19 protein-coding genes and 2 riboswitches are annotated in these 18,010 nt (G+C 38.3%); of the genes, 9 read left to right on the top strand and 10 right to left on the bottom strand.

Annotated features, from left to right (window positions below):
- Window positions 1-47 precede the first annotated feature (47 nt).
- The 4 genes from RE409_RS05680 to RE409_RS05665 all read right to left on the bottom strand — a co-directional run bounded on the left by RE409_RS05680 (window position 48) and on the right by RE409_RS05665 (window position 6,239).
- Window positions 48-821, bottom strand: coding sequence for an enoyl-CoA hydratase/isomerase family protein (locus RE409_RS05680; protein ID WP_379159096.1), 774 nt, complete (start codon window positions 819-821; stop codon window positions 48-50).
- Window positions 822-834: 13 nt separating this feature from the next.
- Window positions 835-1,695, bottom strand: a complete 861-nt coding sequence (locus RE409_RS05675; protein ID WP_201221852.1) for a 3-hydroxyacyl-CoA dehydrogenase family protein — start codon at window positions 1,693-1,695, stop codon at window positions 835-837.
- A gap of 20 nt (window positions 1,696-1,715) precedes the next feature.
- Window positions 1,716-2,852, bottom strand: a complete 1,137-nt coding sequence (locus RE409_RS05670; RefSeq protein WP_053344797.1) for an acyl-CoA dehydrogenase family protein — start codon at window positions 2,850-2,852, stop codon at window positions 1,716-1,718.
- A gap of 475 nt (window positions 2,853-3,327) precedes the next feature.
- Window positions 3,328-3,418: riboswitch (cyclic di-GMP riboswitch) on the top strand.
- A gap of 607 nt (window positions 3,419-4,025) precedes the next feature.
- Window positions 4,026-6,239 (bottom strand): helix-turn-helix domain-containing protein, encoded by a 2,214-nt coding sequence (locus RE409_RS05665; RefSeq protein WP_309558670.1) that lies wholly within the window; start codon window positions 6,237-6,239, stop codon window positions 4,026-4,028.
- Window positions 6,240-6,642: 403 nt separating this feature from the next.
- Between RE409_RS05665 and RE409_RS05660 the strand changes: the two genes are divergently transcribed.
- Complete coding sequence (locus RE409_RS05660) at window positions 6,643-8,100, top strand: SulP family inorganic anion transporter (RefSeq protein WP_309558669.1); 1,458 nt, start codon at window positions 6,643-6,645, stop codon at window positions 8,098-8,100.
- An 82-nt stretch (window positions 8,101-8,182) separates the two neighbouring features.
- Window positions 8,183-8,329, top strand: coding sequence for a hypothetical protein (locus RE409_RS05655; protein WP_201182188.1), 147 nt, complete (start codon window positions 8,183-8,185; stop codon window positions 8,327-8,329).
- Window positions 8,330-8,459: 130 nt separating this feature from the next.
- Here RE409_RS05655 and RE409_RS05650 read toward each other — a convergent pair whose 3' ends face one another.
- Window positions 8,460-9,389: a manganese-dependent inorganic pyrophosphatase gene (locus RE409_RS05650; protein ID WP_201182190.1), complete on the bottom strand. Its 930-nt coding sequence runs from the start codon at window positions 9,387-9,389 to the stop codon at window positions 8,460-8,462.
- Window positions 9,390-9,683: 294 nt separating this feature from the next.
- Window positions 9,684-9,865, top strand: a riboswitch (cobalamin riboswitch).
- Window positions 9,866-10,001: 136 nt separating this feature from the next.
- Between RE409_RS05650 and RE409_RS05645 the strand changes: the two genes are divergently transcribed.
- The 4 genes from RE409_RS05645 (at window position 10,002) to RE409_RS05630 (ending at window position 14,108) form a co-directional block, all read left to right on the top strand.
- Window positions 10,002-12,299 carry a ribonucleoside-diphosphate reductase subunit alpha gene (locus RE409_RS05645; RefSeq protein WP_201249941.1) on the top strand — a complete coding sequence of 766 codons (2,298 nt, stop codon included), beginning with the start codon at window positions 10,002-10,004 and terminating at the stop codon, window positions 12,297-12,299.
- Between the two features lie 39 nt (window positions 12,300-12,338).
- Window positions 12,339-13,391, top strand: coding sequence for a ribonucleotide-diphosphate reductase subunit beta (locus tag RE409_RS05640; RefSeq protein WP_056531167.1), 1,053 nt, complete (start codon window positions 12,339-12,341; stop codon window positions 13,389-13,391).
- Window positions 13,381-13,800: a flavodoxin domain-containing protein gene (locus RE409_RS05635; RefSeq protein WP_201183441.1), complete on the top strand. Its 420-nt coding sequence runs from the start codon at window positions 13,381-13,383 to the stop codon at window positions 13,798-13,800. Before RE409_RS05640 ends, RE409_RS05635 begins: the two co-directional genes overlap by 11 nt.
- A gap of 140 nt (window positions 13,801-13,940) precedes the next feature.
- On the top strand, window positions 13,941-14,108 hold the full coding sequence (locus RE409_RS05630) for a hypothetical protein (RefSeq protein ID WP_201182196.1): 168 nt from the start codon (window positions 13,941-13,943) through the stop codon (window positions 14,106-14,108).
- A gap of 68 nt (window positions 14,109-14,176) precedes the next feature.
- On the opposite strand, the gene RE409_RS05625 is transcribed toward RE409_RS05630, so the two are convergent.
- Window positions 14,177-14,374 (bottom strand): cold-shock protein, encoded by a 198-nt coding sequence (locus tag RE409_RS05625; RefSeq protein WP_028393295.1) that lies wholly within the window; start codon window positions 14,372-14,374, stop codon window positions 14,177-14,179.
- 198 nt (window positions 14,375-14,572) lie between these two features.
- Entirely contained in the window at window positions 14,573-15,067 is a 495-nt protein-coding gene (locus RE409_RS05620) for a hypothetical protein (protein WP_201182198.1), read from the bottom strand.
- 114 nt (window positions 15,068-15,181) lie between these two features.
- Here RE409_RS05620 and RE409_RS05615 point away from each other — a divergent pair, with 114 nt between their 5' ends.
- On the top strand, window positions 15,182-15,667 hold the full coding sequence (locus tag RE409_RS05615; protein WP_201249944.1) for a GNAT family N-acetyltransferase: 486 nt from the start codon (window positions 15,182-15,184) through the stop codon (window positions 15,665-15,667).
- Here the strand turns inward: RE409_RS05615 and modB are convergent.
- Together modB and RE409_RS05605 are read right to left on the bottom strand one after the other, a co-directional pair.
- On the bottom strand, window positions 15,629-16,282 hold the full coding sequence (gene modB / locus RE409_RS05610) for a molybdate ABC transporter permease subunit (protein ID WP_201221864.1): 654 nt from the start codon (window positions 16,280-16,282) through the stop codon (window positions 15,629-15,631). The two genes, RE409_RS05615 and modB, sit on opposite strands and share 39 nt — an antisense overlap.
- On the bottom strand, window positions 16,279-16,653 hold the full coding sequence (locus RE409_RS05605) for a type 2 periplasmic-binding domain-containing protein (protein WP_201221866.1): 375 nt from the start codon (window positions 16,651-16,653) through the stop codon (window positions 16,279-16,281). Before RE409_RS05605 ends, modB begins: the two co-directional genes overlap by 4 nt.
- A gap of 150 nt (window positions 16,654-16,803) precedes the next feature.
- Here RE409_RS05605 and spx (RE409_RS05600) point away from each other — a divergent pair, with 150 nt between their 5' ends.
- Window positions 16,804-17,199, top strand: a complete 396-nt coding sequence (gene spx, locus RE409_RS05600; protein ID WP_201182212.1) for a transcriptional regulator Spx — start codon at window positions 16,804-16,806, stop codon at window positions 17,197-17,199.
- 70 nt (window positions 17,200-17,269) lie between these two features.
- On the opposite strand, the gene RE409_RS05595 is transcribed toward spx (RE409_RS05600), so the two are convergent.
- Entirely contained in the window at window positions 17,270-17,536 is a 267-nt protein-coding gene (locus RE409_RS05595; protein WP_309558666.1) for an ATP-binding protein, read from the bottom strand.
- 54 nt (window positions 17,537-17,590) lie between these two features.
- Here RE409_RS05595 and spx (RE409_RS05590) point away from each other — a divergent pair, with 54 nt between their 5' ends.
- Complete coding sequence (gene spx, locus RE409_RS05590; protein ID WP_309558665.1) at window positions 17,591-18,010, top strand: transcriptional regulator Spx; 420 nt, start codon at window positions 17,591-17,593, stop codon at window positions 18,008-18,010.

Below are 18,010 nucleotides of genomic sequence, written 5' to 3'. Positions count from 1 at the left end.
GTTTTGTATCCTCCCTTTTATAAGGGGACGCTGGCGCCCCCATTTTGTTATTTAAAAATAGCTTTTCTTTTTTCTACGAAGGCCTGCATGCCTTCCTTACGGTCAGAAGAGGCAAACGTGTTACCAAAACAAGCCATTTCAATATCCAGTGCCGTATCTAAGTCTGTATTGGCGCCCGCATTAACTGCCTTTTTCATCATCTTCATTGCCATCGAAGATTTACCTGCCAATTTTACTGCCCATTCTTTCGCTTCAGTCAACAGTTGATCTGCAGGAACGACTTTATTAACAACACCAAGTTCATAGGCTCTTTCACCTGAGAACATTTCTCCAAAATACAGAATTTCCTTAGCCGCTTTTTGGCCAACTAAACGCTGAAAACGCTGAGTTCCTCCGCCTCCTGGAATAATCCCCAGATTAATTTCCGGAAATCCGAATTTCGTGCGTTCAGAACAAATAATCAAATCACAAGCAAGGGCAAGCTCCGCACCGCCGCCTAAAGCAAGACCATTTACAGCTGCAATTATAGGTTTTGACAGCCGTTCCATTTTTTCAAAAGCTCCTCGGGAAATTTCATTATTCTGCAGAATCTCCATTTCCGTCAGGTTCATCATCTCTTTTATGTCTGCGCCGGCTGCAAATGATCGATCGCCACTGCCCGTAATGATCACTGCTCTTACCCTGCTGTCACGGTCCAATTGATCCATAAGCATAGAAAGTTCTTTAAAAGACTGCCAGTTTAATGGATTGTGAGGGGGTCTATTCAAATAAACAGTTGCTACCCCTTGCTCAATTTCATATTTCAACACTTCTAATTCCACTTTTATTGCCCCCTCATTTTTTGTCGTGGTCATAAAATCCTGCACCTGCCTTTTTACCTGTACGTCCTGCATTTACGATTTGGCGGATAAGTTGAGGAGCTGCAAAACGACCGTCTTTAAATTCATCATAAAAATAATCCATGACGTGCAAACCAATATCGACACCTGCAAAGTCCTGCAATTCAAAAGGACCCATTGGATAATTCAATCCCAATTTAACGGCTTTATCAATATCTTCATAAGAAGCTACCCCTTCTTCAGCCAATCTGATGGCTTCAATGAATTGCGGAATCATGATTCTGTTCACGATAAATCCAGGCGAGTCTTTTTTGACTTCGATTGGTTCTTTGCCAAATGCCCTTGAAAGCTCCATTAATTTTGATACGGTATCATCGCTTGTATTATAACCACGGACCACTTCCACTAATTTCATGATTTGCGCCGGGTTAAAGAAATGCATACCCGCTACCTTCTCAGGCCGCTTGGTCGCTCCTGCAATGACTGTGATCGACATCGATGAAGTATTGGTAGCAATTATCGCTTCTTCGCCAAGAACGTTATCTAACTGGGAAAATATCGCTTTCTTCGCTTCCAAGTTCTCGATGATTGCTTCGATAACAAAGTTGGCTTCCTTTAAATCTTCCAAATTAGTCGTTGTTGTGATTCTTCCCAGCACCTCAGGCTTTTGCTCTTCCTTCATCTTGCCTCTTGCTACGCTTTTATCCATGAACGTTTCCATTCTATTAATCGCATTATCTAAAAATCGATCTTCTACATCACATAAAATTACTTTGAAACCGGATAACGCTGCTTGATGAGCGATTCCTCCCCCCATTGTTCCTGATCCTACGACCCCGATAATTGTCTCTGCCATTTTCATTTCCTCCTTTTTAGTTAACTCAATATCTCTTTTGCAATGACGACACGTTGTATTTGATTTGTACCTTCGTAAATTTGCATGATTTTAGCATCACGGAAATACTTCTCAACTGGATATTCCCGAATGAATCCGTAACCTCCGTGAATTTGCACCGCATCTTCGGCTACTTTCATTGCGGTATCAGCAGCGAAACATTTAGCGAAAGAAGCATGCTTCGCTGAAGGCGTACCCTGTTCCAAGAGAAAGACAGACTTATGAACCAATAACCTTGATGCTTCAATGGTCATCGCCATATCAGCCAGCATGAATTGGATGGATTGGAAATTAGCGATTGGCTTTTTAAATTGTTTTCTTTCCTTCGCATAATTTAAAGCGCTTTCATATGCTCCCTGTGCAATTCCTACCGCCTGTGCTCCAACCATCGGCCTCGCAAAAGAAAGTGCTTTCATAAAAATCTTAAAACCTTTTCCTTCTTCTCCAATTCGATTTTCAAGGGGTACAAAGACATCATCGAAGATAACCGAAGCTGTGTTAGAAGCTCTAAGCCCCATTTTCTTTTCCTTTTCACCAACCGTAATACCTTCAGAATCTCTTTCGACAACTAAAGCCGTAAAAGAATTTTCCCCATTTTCAAGCGTCTGTTTGGCGAGTACTACATAGAAATGAGCATAACTTGCGTTGGTGATAAAACACTTTTCCCCATTTAATATGTAACCGCCATCTTTTCTTACAATAGTTGATGACATGCCAGATACATCACTGCCCGCGCCCGGTTCTGTTAAGGCAAAAGAAGCATATTGCCCTTCTTCGGTTAAACGTTTCAAATATTTTTGCTTAAGTGATTCATCCCCACCAACTAAAATTGGATAAGATGAAAGTGAATTAGCTTCCAATGAAGTTGCTATGCCAGCACAGCCTCTTGCTATTTCTTCCACGATTAAGGCATGTGATAATTTATCAATTCCAGGACCTCCGTATTCCTCAGGAATAGATAGATTGAATAGTCCACATTCCCTCAACTTGTCCATGATTTCTACCGGGAAAGCCTCTCTTTCGTCGAACTCTCTTGCTAGTGGAATGATTTCAGCATTCACTACATCCCTTGCCATCGAAACAATCGCTTGCTGATCATCTGTTAAGTTGAAATCCATAGGTGCCCTCCTAATTGACTGAATTTTTATTTTATTATCTAATAATTGTCATTATATCTCCATATATTAACCAGTTATAGGTACATAGCGTACTAAACGGATCCCTTTAATTCGTACATTTTGTACCAATCGAGATCCAGAGTGTAAACCAACTGTGTATCATATCCTCAGTTTGAATAACCCTCATTTTATATTTGAGCAGCCGCTTTCCCATTTATCCAATGATCATAATTCAGCCTGACTAATACCTTGTACTAGGAAATACTAACTCTTATTTAGAGAACCATTACCTGATAAAATTAATATATATCTATCTTTTCCTAATTAGCAGTTACATCTTGGAATAAAACCCCTTCGAGAAGAACCACACCAAAGGAAAGTTCGCTTATCACTTGTTCTTTCCCTCATTAGTTCTTCCCATTTAATAGATAAGTATTTTTTCTGCACTTCCAAAACGAGTTAATTTTTATGTTAAGATTATTTTAGGCAAATTTTATGAAAGTAAAAGACGCAAAGCCACGGGCCTAAACCAACAATTTAGTTGTCATGGCAGCCGGGTTGCCAAGATATATCTTGATTAGATTAATTAATTATTTATTTCTTGCCCCCTTTTTAATTTGCCTAAAATTAGATAAAAGAGGGTTTTATATGTTTTTTCCTACTATTTATTCAGCTAATACAGATGAGAGACACATAGTTAAAGACAAATATACTTGTGCATGCGGCGCAAGATATAATGTATTTACTATGTTAACCAGAAGGGATCTTAGAAAGATTAGCTTCAAGCATTATAAAGAAGTAACATGTCCCGAATGTAAATCAAGCATTATTTATAAAGAATAGTTTCTGGTCTTACTTTTGAGTAGACTTGCTTGCTCTTTCTTGGATCATAGACCTAAATTCTATTCACCCTATCATTTCGATACAGAAGCGCTCACACGTAGCTTTTTCCTCTGCACTGGCTTTCTTTCCTTCTTTCTTCTAAAGCTTGCTTGATCCCACCATATATCATGTAAGATGAAGAGAGAAAGCTTGTGCAAGTACACAAAAGGCTACTTGAATCTTATAAACTCTTCTATTACTAATGAATCTCAGATAAAATTTTTCACAAAAAAAAGCCCCCTTCAAGGCCTTTTATCATTGATTATGTTGAGGAGGACACATTTTGTCAGTCTATAACTGGCTGGATTGATATAAATCATGAAGTTTATAAGCAATCATCAGATTTAATCGCGTTTCTGCGTCTTCTAGATCCATGTCTAGAATGTCACGAATTCTTTCCAACCTGTAGCGCAGAGTACTGCGGTGTATGAAAAGTACATCCATGGTATTTTTCAGATTTCCGTTATTAAATAAATAGGCTCTTAGTGTATTCATAAGATCTGCTCCACTTCCCTTTGCATATTCCATCAACGGAGCTAAATACTTTTTCAGAAATAAATCGGCAAGTGCAGGGTCTTTCAGGTTATTTAAAAGAGAATACGAACCCAATTCATCAAATATAGCTAGACCATTTTTCGGGAAGCCATTTCGGCTAACATTATAAGCATGCATGGCCTGTTTGTAGGCATAATAATAATCCTCCAGCTTATCTGTCGCCCCTCCCACTCCCATATAAATCGTCAAGGAAAGCTTTTTGAAAATCGGTTGCTCTCTAAGATATTGATATAACTCTCCCCAATAAGAGGAAGCCAGGTCTTTTTCTCTTTCTACTGGAATCATGAGAATCATCATATCATCTCTTTTAGTCACGATGATTTCTTTGTATTTAAGATACAGCTGTTCTTTCATATGATCCCATTCCGAGGCTTTTTCTGCTTCTCTCTCGATCAGGTTCGAATGGGAAAGTAAAGATTCCTCTTCCAGTTTTAATGCAGCAATCCGGTGTGGCCGATATAAATCTATGTTCATTAGCGTCGCGTATTCCACTATTTTAGCCTTATCCTCTATCTTCTCTTCAAACAGTTTAGTTATATAACTGTCCTTCACCTGCTCTTTAGTTTCTATGATCAGTTTTTGTTTGATGAACTGAATGGCATATACATTTAGCGCATGTCCAATTGTTAAATTCGTAACCTCATCCACAGCATTCTTATTTGTGATGATCGCTAAATAGCCTAATAATTCCCCACTTCCTATTACAGGCCAAAAACCAATAGCAGTAGAATCCTTTTTAAAATCTCCGAGCCATATTCCCCGTTTTTCCTTACCAATTTTCGCTTTCTCTTTCTCAATAAGACTATATATATCGGGAAGTGAATATTCATCCTCGTTTTCTAGATGAATAGAGATGTACCTGAAGAATCTATCAAAAAGAATGATTGAACAGGACAACAACCCGCTGAGGGTATCCGTGATGACATCAAAATCTTCCCCGTACAATGTCTCTTTGACCAGTTCCTGTTGATAGCCCATAATCTTTTGTAACCGCTGCTTTAAATGAATTTCATTTAAATATAATCTAGCGTTTTCAAATAATGCGGCCACATGGTTTGATAAAAATTTTAGAAGCTCAAGGTCCCCCACTGTGAATGCGCCCATTGTCTTATTGGCTAAATGAATCATTCCCACAGTCTTAAGATTTACCACCAACGGAACCGACAACTGAAAGCCACCCGATTTTTCAAAAAATGGAAAGTATGTACTTAATTCATTCTCTCCTATAACCCTAATATTTTCTTCCAGTTTAGGAGAGCCTATCAAAGGGCTTTGCAAATAAAAACAGTTTTCCGATTCATCGAACAAATAGATGGAGGCGTCCTCTGCCATCGTACCTTGGCATGATAGCTCTAGCACCTTTTGCACTAACTCTTCCATCGATGAACCCGGGGTCACATTTTCATTGACCCATCTTATGCTGCTTAACTTTCGTTTCTCAAATTCCTTCTCCTTTGCAAGCTGCATAGCAACTGCGACATCTTTTCCAAATTCAACAAAAATTTGCTCAACTTCAGAAATTAAAGGAACGAAATTATGAAAACCAATAATACAGAACCCATAGCTGATTCCATCATCTTTTAAAGGTACAGTAAACCAGGTTGAAATTCTTTCATTTTTCATTAACTTATAAAATTTGCAATTGAGGCTGCTTTCTTCTTTCCTAATATCCCATCCTTCTTCGAGAATCTCCGGAGAGCATTCACTTAGATGAATTGGAAAGGAATCTGCAAAATGCGGCGAACCTCCTTTCCAGACTTTTGGATATAAGATATCATCTTCTCTTAAAACGATTGCCACGAAATCCCATGAAAACTCCAGTTGAAATGATTCTACCGTAAAATCTAATGTTTCTTGAATTGTATCGAATTTCACTAAATTTCTTGCAGTCAATCTTAAATGCGTTTCAATTTTTTCTACTAATTTCGTTCTCTTCTCACTTTTATTCATAGGAGCATCCCCTGTTCTTATCCATTGTTGAAGAATAACCCACAGTAAATACAGAAAAATCAGTATATTAATAGTAACATATCGCAAAAGGTAAACAGAAGTCTTTGGAAATTCAAACATTTAAACCCAATGATTCATACCTCACCAAAGTCGAAAAAATGCCCTAGATCCCCTATCAAGCATGTGACAGCTATACCCCTTATCAATACATTTCACTTAAAGTATTTCTTCCCCTTCTGTGAGACATCCAGACTTTTTGTCTCAAAAGTAAAAAGCTAATCAATGAATAGCCCATATTTAGTGGTTTCTATTATCCATAGATAGAATGAATAAGCCATGCTATAATTTATTGCGTTAATAAAGCAAATTAAAACACATATATAATGAAAAAAGGAGTGTTTCTTTGAATACATCTATATTAAAACAGGAGTGGTTCGGCAACGTTCGCGGAGATGTTCTTTCCGGTATTGTCGTGGCACTGGCACTGATTCCTGAAGCAATTGCCTTTTCCATTATTGCCGGGGTCGACCCAATGGTAGGGTTATATGCCTCTTTCTGTATCGCCATCGTCATCTCTTTTGTCGGCGGAAGACCAGGTATGATTTCAGCCGCTACTGGGGCAATGGCGCTAGTCATGGTTGATCTTGTAAAAGATCATGGCTTGAACTATTTACTTGCAGCAACAATTTTAACTGGTATACTGCAAGTTTTACTAGGGGTCTTCAAAATTGGAAAGTTAATGAAGTTTATCCCAAAGCCTGTTATGACTGGTTTTGTGAATTCTCTAGCCATTTTGATTTTCACTGCCCAACTTACTCATTTCGTGGGTGAAACGTGGATTATGTATGTCATGACGGCAGTTTCACTTGCAATCATCTATCTTTTTCCACGCATCACCAAAATCATTCCTTCACCACTGGTCGCTATCATATTCATGACTATTGTAGCAGTTACAACAGGGGCCACTATGCGTACTGTTGGGGATATGGGGCAATTGACCGAGGCACTTCCAATGTTCATGCTTCCAGATATTCCTTTTACATTTGAAACATTGGCTATCATTTTTCCTTATTCCATAGCACTTGCATTTGTCGGGTTGCTTGAATCATTATTGACGGCTCAAATTGTCGATGAGATGACCGATACAGATAGCAACAAAAATAGGGAAGCCAAAGGCCAGGGCATTGCAAATATTATCGCCGGGTGTTTCGGCGGTATGGCAGGATGCGCAATGATTGGTCAATCTGGAATTAACATTAAGTCTGGCGGCAGAGGTCGGCTTTCAACATTTGTTGCCGGGGCTTTTTTGATGGTTTTAATCGTGATACTGAATGACGTCCTTATTAAAATTCCAATGGCAGCCCTTGTTGCAGTCATGATTATGGTTTCAATAGGAACATTCGACTGGTCTTCCTTGAAGAGGCTCAGACTAGCTCCTAAGACGGATGCAGCTGTGATGATTGTAACTGTCATCATTGTTCTTTATACGCATGATTTATCAAAAGGCGTATTTGCCGGCGTTCTCTTGAGCATGATTTTCTTCTCGGCTAAAATTTCTAAAGTGTCGGTTGAAAAAGCAGAGGACATTCAGGCTAAGAAAATTATTTATCGTATAACCGGACAATTATTTTTCGCCTCGGTTCAGGACTTTGTTTCCAAGTTCGATGTAAATGAAAAGGCTGATTCTATCACCATTGATTTTTCCCATTCAAAAATATGGGATGCTTCTGCAGTCGGCGCAGTTGATAAGGTTGTCCTTAAATATCGGCTACATGGTAAATCTGTTCAGGTGCTTGGTCTCGATCATGAAAGTTCCCAATTGCTTGAAAAGCTCGCCACTTATGATAGTAAAATATCTTAAGTTTAAATTTTGCTGAATAGAAACTTTTTAAACCGACAAAATAGATAACATGAAATATATCTAGATGGAAGGAGCAAAAAGTATGATATCCGAGCAGGATTATACGGCAGCAAACCTGTCACAAGATTTACTGAATGAACTAAGAAGCTTTGAAAGCAAGCTAGGCCAAGACGCAAATAAAGAACTAATTATTATCGCCTATGAAAAAGAGAAGGAAGCTTTGAATTAAAAAAAAGACTCAAACGTCATTTAAATGGCTTGTTTGAGTCCTTTTTTATAGACATGATTGAAATTTGTTGACCCTCACAATATTACATAAAAAGGGTGCTCGAAGTATTCAGAGCACCCTTTTCACATCTTTATTTACTGAATATGTCCGTTAAAACCGGCACGATTTGTTTTTTACGTGATACAACGCCTTCTAAGACGGCAATGTTGTTGCTCAATGTAACGTTATAAGCTTTTTCAACTGCTTCCGTTGATTTCCCAAGAGCCAAGGCAACAGAATCATTTGTTAAAATATCCGTTACAACGAATAAGAATAAATCTAATTCTTTCGTAGCAATAACAGCTTCAATAGCTGCTTCTAATTCAGCTTGTTTGGCAAGAACTTCGTTCGGATCCACAGCATTGACTTGAGCAATCTCCACTTTCGCAGTTCCCATAGAGAATTCTTTTGCATCAAGAGTAATTAGCTGGGCAATTGTTTTGTCGCTCAGGTCAGCGCCTGCTTTTAACATTTCTAAGCCATATGTTTCAGCATTTACTCCGGCAATCTCCGCTAATTCCATTGCTGCTGCAACATCTTGCTCTGTGCAGGTTGGAGATTTGAACAATAAAGAATCGGAAATGATGGCAGATAGCATTAGACCTGCGATTGCTTTAGGCACTTCAATACCGTTTTCTTTATAGATTTTATTTAAAATAGTTGCCGTGCAGCCAACTGGTTCTGCGCGGTAATATAAAGGATCACTTGTTTCAAAGTTAGCGATACGGTGGTGGTCGATAACTTCTAAAACACGGACTTGGTCAATGTCTTCTGCACTTTGCTGGCGTTCGTTGTGATCAACTAAAATCACACCATCCGCTTCCCCTGCCACTTTTTCTACAAGACGAGGAGCTTCGAATTTGAATTGGTCTAATGCATATTGAGTTTCACCATTCACTTCACCAAGACGAACAGGTTCAGCATTGATACCTAGTTGTTTTTTCAGATCCGCATAAGCGATAGCTGAACAAATTGTGTCTGTATCTGGGTTTTTATGTCCAAAAACTAATACTTTTTCCAAGATTATTTCTCCTTTTTAATAAATATTTTTCCGGGAACCCCCATCTTTACAATAAGGGAGAGCCACCTTTACTATACACTTTATTTTAACATAAAATCTCTTACATTCAGCGTTTGAATTTCCCATTTCCCTATTAATTCTTTCACTCTTTTTCCCTCTCCCCTCACTTTGTCAATAGATAAGGATTGGTTTTTATCAAATATATTAGTTGAATTATCGTCTCATATGGATTACGATAATATAAGCAGAAATACTAGATATTGATATTAAAAACAACACACATAACTATATATAGAATTATTTGTAATCCAAGGTGCCAGTGATGGCTGAAAAGGGAATCCGGTGTAAACCCGGAACTGTCCCCGCAACTGTAAATGTGACGAAATGAGAAAACCACTGTATATCTCTTTATACGGGAAGAACTCAAAGTAGGATGATCATGAGTCAGGAGACCTGCCTGGATTTTTCACGTTTCTTATTCTTCGGGGATTGAGATGATGAAACGATAGTATAACGGCTATTTTTTCATGGCTCTTTTATTCTATCGTTTGATCCGCTCAATTTATTGGGCGGATTTTTTTATTTAATGGAAGTTTACAAGGAGGATTATTCATGACTCAAACATATAACTCTACTATAGTGAAAAATGACACAGAAACAAGTTCTATCCAGCTTGAGATGTTATCCAAGGAATTCGAAGGCCGGCTAGATATGGAAAAGTTCAAAAAGCGTTTTACAAAATGGCTAGATCGTAAAAGTGACTCAACAGAAGAACAAACTTCAAAAAAACTGATCCAGCTTGCTCTCGAAAGTGTAGACATAGATGCTCCAGATTGGACGTTTGTTGCTGCGGCAGAACTTTTGAATACGATGTACAGGGATGCACAAGCGAATCGCGGTTATGAGGGCGTGAGCTACGGACCGTTCTATGAATTAATCGCAGGACTCTCTCAACAGCAAGAGGGGGAACGCTACCCGATTTATAAACCCGAACTACTCGACTCTTACTCCAAAGAAGAAATTGAAGAATTAGGCTTAGTGATCGATCCGGAAAAAGATAAACTATTTTCTTATATCGGTATCTACTTATTAAACGACCGCTACCTAGCCCGTCCGAAAAAAGACAAGGTCTACGAACTGCCTCAGGAGCGCTTCATGATCATCGCTATGGAAATTATGAGAATGGAAAAAACAGAACACCGCCTGCAACTTGTCAAAGAGGCATACTGGGCGATGTCCAATCTGTATATGACCGTCGCGACACCTACCCTATCAAACGCAGGAAAAACTCACGGTCAGTTAAGTTCATGCTTTATTGACGCGATTGAAGATTCTATTGATGGCATTTATCTATCCAACTACGATGCCGCTAAAGTATCTAAATTCGGCGGTGGTGTAGGACTTTATGTCGGTAAAATCCGCTCACTTGGTTCTGATATCCGTGGTTTTTCTGGAAACAGTTCAGGCACGACCCCTTGGATCCGTTTGTTTAACCAGACTGCTGTCAGCGTCGATCAATTGGGCCAGCGTAAAGGGGCAATCGCGATTTATTTGGATGCCTGGCATAAAGATATCATGAGTTTCCTTGACTTAAAGACACAAAACGGTGATGACCGGTTGAAAGCTCATGATATTTTTACAGGTGTATGTATTCCTGATCTGTTCATGGAAGCCGTACGCGATCGGAAAGAATGGTATCTTTTCGACCCACATACCGTAAAGCAAACCCTTGGATTCTCACTCGAAGATTTTTATGACGAGAAAAAAGGCGAAGGAAGCTTCAGAAATCATTACGCTCACGCTGTGGAGGCTGCGGAAAATGGCACACTTCCTAGCTATAGCTTTGAAAAAATCAACGCGATGGACATTATGAAGAGCATTATGATTTCTCAGCTAGAAGAAGGCGTACCGTATATGTTCTACCGTGATGAAGTGAACCGTAAGAATCCTAATAAACATAAAGGAATGATTTATTGTTCCAACCTTTGCACAGAGATTGCTCAAAACTTAAGCCCTTCAACGATCACGGATGAATACGAAACTGAAGATGGCGATGTAGTTGTAGTTCGTAAAAGCGGCGATTTCGTTGTATGTAACCTTTCTTCCATTAACCTGCCTCGCGCGGTAAGTAGCGATGTATTAGAAAGATTGATTCCGATTCAGATCCGCATGCTCGATAACGTCATTGATGTGAACAGTCTTCCGGTCAAGCAAGCATCCATCTCAAACAAGCGTTACCGGGCAATTGGCTTAGGAACATTTGGATGGCATCATTTACTTGCCACCCAGAATATATATTGGGAATCAGATGAGGCCGTTCAATATGCTGATACTTTATACGAAAAAATTGCTTACTTAACAATCAAAGCGTCTAATGAATTGGCTAAGGAAAAAGGAACGTACCCATATTTTGAAGGATCTGATTGGCATACAGGCCAATATTTCGAACTTCGTGACTATACCGATGAAAAATGGATAGATTTAAAAGAAAATGTGCAGCTACACGGTACCCGTAATGGATATTTAATGGCCATTGCACCTAATTCATCAACGGCTAAAATCGGTAACTCCACTGATGGAATCGATCCCTTATATGAAATTGAATTTTATGAAGAAAAGAAAAACTTCAAATTCAAAGTGACAGCACCCGGATTGACGCCTAATACGTATGAGTATTATAAAAAAACACGATTTAACTTGGACCAACTGGAAAGCATCAGACAAAATGCAGCCCGTCAGCGTCATATTGACCAAGCTATCAGCTTTAACCTGTATGTCCACAACACAATCAAGGCTAAAGTTCTATTGGATATCCATTTAACAGCATGGGAAAGCGGATTGAAATCAACATATTATGTTCGTTCCACTTCATCTGAATATGATAATGCCTGCGAAAGTTGCTCAAGTTAACGATCAAATCAGTAATCTATTTTTAAAGGAGTTTTACGAATGACCAATCATATCAAAAAAATCCGGATGCTCGAACCTACGCATCCAACTAAAGCAACGGGCGTATTCAAAGGGGAAGCTTCAGGCTTTCTCCTTTGGAACGATATTCAGTATGAAAAATTCTATGATACGTATACACAACTCATAAATAACTTTTGGAAGCCTTCGAGCGTGAACATGATTCAGGATAAAAAGCAGTGGGGCGAATTAGATGAAGATATCCAGGATGCTTTCCTTGATATCCTTACAATGATTGCAGGAATGGACAGCCTTCAAACGCCGACTTTAGTGGAAATCCTTCGTTACATCAAAGACCCGGCAGCAAAAGCGATCCTGGCCAACATGGCCCAGCAGGAATCTATTCATAATGAATCTTATTCCTATATCCTTGCTTCCTTGATTCCGGTAGGCAAGCAAAAACAACTTTTCGACCGCATTAAAGAACACCCGGAAGTGATAAAGCGAAATCAACCGATTGTGGATGCCTATCAAACGTTTGTGGACGATCCTAGTCCTCAACACTTATTTGAAGCACTCATCCATTCCACGAACCTCGAAGGTATTTATTTCTACCTGGCATTCGCCTTCTATTACAACTTAGGGCGTCAAAACCTAATGACTGGTTCGGCTACAATGATTTCCTATATACATCGCGATGAAATGGTTCACTTCGATTTCATCGGAATGCTCGTACAAATCTTGATGTATGAATACCCGGAGTTAAATAATGAAGAAAACACGAAGTTCATCTATACAACGATTGAAAGAGCAGTTGAACTTGAAAAAGAATGGTCTGAGTATATGCTTGAGGATATACAAACCAAAGCAGATCTCGACTTGGAAGAATTCAACGAGTACATCGAGTACATCGCCAACAAACGACTGCGTATGCTAGGACTTGAAAACTTGTATCAAGAGTATAGTGAGAACCCGATGCCATGGATTAAAACATTCGACGACGAATCTATTGGCCTCACCAAAACTGATTTCTTTGAACAAAAATCAAGAACATACAGTCAAGTAAATGCTAGCAATGGGTTCGATGAGCTATAAAATTGCAATTGTCTATCATTCGGCGGGCGGCAATACAAAAGCACTAGCTGAAGCCCTTGCTTCCCTTTTGCCAGAAGCAGAACTTTTTCGAACTAGCGAATTTGATACCGGTATATTGCCAGAATATGATGCATTGATCATCGGTACCTATACATGGGGTAATGGAGAGCTTCCTGCCAAAACAGCTGCCTTTTATGCGGAACTAGAGCAATTACCGATTTCTCATCTAAAGACAGGCGTCTTCGGGACAGGAGAAACCAATTACAATCATTTTTGCGGAGCGGTCGATCATTTTCGGGACATGCTATTTGCAAAGAGCCAGTTATTGGTGACTTTAAAAATCGAACAAATGTATCAAGAATCAGACTTGCCAAGACTTCAAAAGTTCACCTCTTTATTTAGGAACTGAATGAAAGGGATATGCGATTATGCATATCCCTTTCATTCGTTAATTAGTAAAAAACAGAATCCTGATTATGAAAATCATTTAATCCCTGCATCATACTAAGGATAATAATGGTATATAATGAAGAAAAAAGGAGAAACCCTATGGCTGATACTATCGCTCAGTTACTCCCCATACTTTTTATGCTATTGTTTGCAGTAATCTTAATATTTTTAGTAATTAACCTGTCCCAGCATTTTAATCGTTCTAAACGGATCGAAGAAAAATTGGATAAATTACTTAAGGAAATAGCCAACAGAAAAGGGGATTAAAAATTTTTTCTTTTCAGAGGAAAAATAAAAAGACTCCAGAATCGGAGTCTTTTTTTATAAGCGTTCAATTATTTTTGAACGTTAGCTGCTTGTGGTCCACGAGCGCCTTGCTCGATTTCGAAAGAAACTTCTTGGCCTTCTTCAAGAGTTTTGAAGCCTTCGCCTTGGATAGCTGAGAAATGTACGAATACATCGTCTTGGCCTTCAACTTCGATGAAACCGAAACCTTTTTCTGCGTTAAACCATTTTACTTTACCTTGTACCATGATAGTTCCTCCTGTGTTTGGAAAAATCCATTTTATTACTATTTTTGGTTCTGGATAATGTTTCAAGAGGAATCCTATAACGGTAAATCCATCTATCAAACTTATTCCGAACAAAAATAATTACTTATATTATATCATGTAAAATCAAAAAAAAACAAGATTATCGCTGTAATTCCAACGACAAATTATCCTAAAATTCTACATTTTTCTCTTCTTGCTTTGGCGGAAACCTTCGTCCAGTAAATAGCGCTCTGCCTCAATCGGGCTCTCGAAACACTCCTCCAAATTCGATCCAGAGTATACGTTCCAGAGTTGATCTTCTCTTACAAGCGAAAGCTCCTGCTTTTCAAGTCCAATCCATGTTCCTTCCAACCTAGCGAACTCGTTTACTTCTTCTTCTTCGATTTCAATCGGAGGTTCGGATAGATAAGCTATGCTTTTTTGAATCAAATCTTTTAATTCCTCTTCAGTATAGTCACGTATATTGATAAATCCTTTACGGTCAGTTTCTTTCTTTCTCATATGCCCTGCGTATACGAATCCATTTCCATTTGGATGCAGGTGCTGAACGACGATCTTTTTCTCTTGGACACTTTCTAGATAGTGGAAATTCACACGGCCCAGTGAAACATCTTTCCTCTGTAATTCAGGAAAAGTTTCAATAATGCTCAATTTTTCTTCAAATGTTAACAAATTTCTTCCTCATTTCATTAGTTCATATTGTTTGTCGATTATAACATAGACTGATTAGAAACAATAATCTTCCTCGTCATCATCTATTATAATGTAACTAAAGGATGTGATTATTTGATAAAAAAAATTCAAGTTCTAGACTCTAATTATGGACAACAGCTTTTTATGCTTCAGAAAAAAGCCTATCAGATAGAAGCAGATATTATTGAATTTACCGATATTCCCCCATTATTAGAAACTTATGACCAATTTTTAAATTGTAATGAAACGTTTATCGGCTTTTTCAAGGCCGATACATTAGCTGGAGCAATATCCTATACAAAAGAAATTATGCATATGGAGATTTGCCGAATTGTCGTCCATCCAGATTATTTTCGACAAGGAATAGCAGAAACACTGCTGAATCATCTTCAATTTACTTGTAAATGGGAAAAACTATCCGTTTCTACCGGTAAAATGAACCTGCCTGCAAGAAAACTGTACGAAAAAAACGGCTTCACGCATACAAAAGATGTAGAAGCCGCACCTCATTTTTTTATTAGCCTATATGAAAAAAATCATTCATTTAATGAACGTCACGACAAAGAGCATGATGAATGAAATAGCAATGATTACACCGACCCATAGCCAGGCTAATGTCATATTTCCGGAGTCCATGGCGATATAAATAGCGGTAGGAATTGTCTGTGTCTGTCCGGGAATATTTCCGGCAAACATAAGCGTCGCCCCGAATTCACCCAAAGCCCGTGCAGAACTCAATATGGCACCTGTGACGATTGATTTAACCGCCAATGGAAGGGATACTAGCAGAAACAACTTCCACTCGCCTGCCCCATCAACTCTTGCTGCATTCTCGATTTCTTCATCTATACCTTCAAAACCTGTTTTAGCGGATTGGTACATAAGTGGAAAAGCGACAACGGTAGATGCAATAACCGCTGCCCACCATGTGAACATTAAGGGCTGATTAAAAACCCTTTCAATGAATTCACCCAGCTTTCCGTTTTTCCCAAAAATCACAATCAATAAAAAGCCGACGACAGAAGGAGGCAAAACAAGTGGTAATAAAAATGCGGTTTCCAATAGGATTTTTCCTCTGAATTGCTTTTTAGCCATTATTCGTGCAAGGAAAATTCCTAAAATAAAAACAATGATACCTGCGAGTCCCGCTACCTGGATCGATAGTCTGACTGGTGACCAAAAATCTGCTGTCATGATACTATCCACACATCCTTAGAAAAAACGAGCGTATCTTGGACTGTGTTCGTTACTTGCATTGAATCGAACGATTCCATCACATATTGCCCGGCTTTAACAATTTTTGGTGTGTTGCTCGTAGCTGTCTTCTCTGCTTTCGACTTATTATCTTCATCCTTATGTAATGCCATTATGGTTTTATTGCCTATAAAATCAATGCAGTCGTTAATGATCCAATCATTCACTATGCAATTAAATGGAGATTCATCCGCTGAATTAAACAAATTAACCGGTGTAACATTGAAAATTTGCTGCTGTTGCCGCACTAAAGAATCAAAATTATATGGCAGCGTACTATCATTGTTTTCTTTATTAAAGGCAGATTGCATTTCATTTTCTCCCTTTCTTTTCAAAATAACTTTTAAGTTTATTTTTCTTGACATATTGCTGACACAAAGAAACGTTAAAGTAAGAGTATCACAAAAACAAAAATAATTTCATTCCATAAACTTTTAACACTTTGAAGGAGTCGATTTTAAATGGTAACAATTTATACTACTCCAAGCAGTTTAGCCTGTCGTAAAGCAAAAGCTTGGCTTAAGAAAAACGAAATTTCCTACAATGAACGTAATTTATATTCACAACCTCTTTCTATAGAAGAAATTAAAGAGATTTTACGTAAAACAGAAGGCGGTACAGATGAAATCATCTCAACCCGTTCTAAAAAATTCAATAGCTTAAATATCGATATAAATAATACACCACTTAATGATCTTTGTAAGCTTATTCAAGATAACCCGGATTTACTTCGCCGACCAATCATTTTCGACCATAAGAACTTGCATGCCGGTTATAACGAAGAAGAAATGGGGCGCTTCCTTCCTAGAAAAGTACGTCATATTCAATTATGGCGTGCAATCAGCCAATTGGCTTAATCAACCATCCTACATTCAGTTGCATAATAAGAGGGTTGTCCATTAAAGCGGACAACCCTTTTTTCTATATCTAATTTGATTTCTCTACAATAATTGTAAACGTCGTCCCTTGTTCATTACTTTCTTTCAGCACAAGATCTCCCTTTTGCGCTTTGGCAAGCATCTTGCTGAATGGCAGCCCTAAACCTAAACCACGTATCTTCAGCTTTTTGTTTTCACCTCGATAAAATGGTTCGAACACATACTGTTGTTCATGTACAGGAATTAAAATAACTTTTAAGTTTATTTTCTTGACATATTGCTGACACAAAGAAACGTTAAAGTAAGAGTATAACAAATACAAAAATAATTCATTCCATAAACTTTAACACTTTGAAGGAGTCGATTTTAAATGGTAACAATTTATACTACTCCAAGCAGTTTAGCCTGTCGTAAAGCAAAAGCTTGGCTTAAGAAAAACGAAATTCCCTACAATGAACGTAATTTATATTCACAACCGCTTTCTATAGAAGAAATTAAAGAGGTTTTACGTAAAACAGAAGGCGGTACAGATGAAATCATCTCAGCCCGTTCTAAAAAATTCAGTAGCTTAAATATCGATATAAATAATACACCATTAAATGATCTTTGTAAGCTTATTCAAGATAACCCGGATTTACTTCGCCGACCAATTATTTTTGACCATAAGAATTTACATGCCGGTTATAACGAAGAAGAAATGGGACGCTTCCTTCCTAGAAATGTACGTCATGTTCAATTATGGCGCGCAATCAGCCAACTGGATTATCAACCATCCCACATCGGTGCTTAA

The organism is Peribacillus sp. R9-11 (genome assembly GCF_031345095.1).
Classification (GTDB): domain Bacteria; phylum Bacillota; class Bacilli; order Bacillales; family DSM-1321; genus Peribacillus; species Peribacillus butanolivorans.
This window is presented reverse-complemented; position numbering and strand designations above follow the sequence as displayed.

What these genes read in the sequence shown, in the direction of transcription:
- RE409_RS05675 (WP_201221852.1), bottom strand. Translation starts at nt 1,695, where the DNA reads ATGGCAGAGACAATTATCGGGGTCGTAGGATCAGGAACAATGGGGGGA.
- RE409_RS05670 (WP_053344797.1), bottom strand. Translation starts at nt 2,852, where the DNA reads ATGGATTTCAACTTAACAGATGATCAGCAAGCGATTGTTTCGATGGCA.
- RE409_RS05665 (WP_309558670.1), bottom strand. Translation starts at nt 6,239, where the DNA reads ATGAATAAAAGTGAGAAGAGAACGAAATTAGTAGAAAAAATTGAAACG.
- RE409_RS05655 (WP_201182188.1), top strand. Translation starts at nt 8,183, where the DNA reads ATGATATCCGAGCAGGATTATACGGCAGCAAACCTGTCACAAGATTTA.
- RE409_RS05645 (WP_201249941.1), top strand. Translation starts at nt 10,002, where the DNA reads ATGACTCAAACATATAACTCTACTATAGTGAAAAATGACACAGAAACA.
- RE409_RS05640 (WP_056531167.1), top strand. Translation starts at nt 12,339, where the DNA reads ATGACCAATCATATCAAAAAAATCCGGATGCTCGAACCTACGCATCCA.
- RE409_RS05635 (WP_201183441.1), top strand. Translation starts at nt 13,381, where the DNA reads ATGAGCTATAAAATTGCAATTGTCTATCATTCGGCGGGCGGCAATACA.
- RE409_RS05630 (WP_201182196.1), top strand. Translation starts at nt 13,941, where the DNA reads ATGGCTGATACTATCGCTCAGTTACTCCCCATACTTTTTATGCTATTG.
- RE409_RS05625 (WP_028393295.1), bottom strand. Translation starts at nt 14,374, where the DNA reads ATGGTACAAGGTAAAGTAAAATGGTTTAACGCAGAAAAAGGTTTCGGT.
- modB (WP_201221864.1), bottom strand. Translation starts at nt 16,282, where the DNA reads ATGACAGCAGATTTTTGGTCACCAGTCAGACTATCGATCCAGGTAGCG.
- RE409_RS05605 (WP_201221866.1), bottom strand. Translation starts at nt 16,653, where the DNA reads ATGCAATCTGCCTTTAATAAAGAAAACAATGATAGTACGCTGCCATAT.
- spx (WP_201182212.1), top strand. Translation starts at nt 16,804, where the DNA reads ATGGTAACAATTTATACTACTCCAAGCAGTTTAGCCTGTCGTAAAGCA.
- spx (WP_309558665.1), top strand. Translation starts at nt 17,591, where the DNA reads ATGGTAACAATTTATACTACTCCAAGCAGTTTAGCCTGTCGTAAAGCA.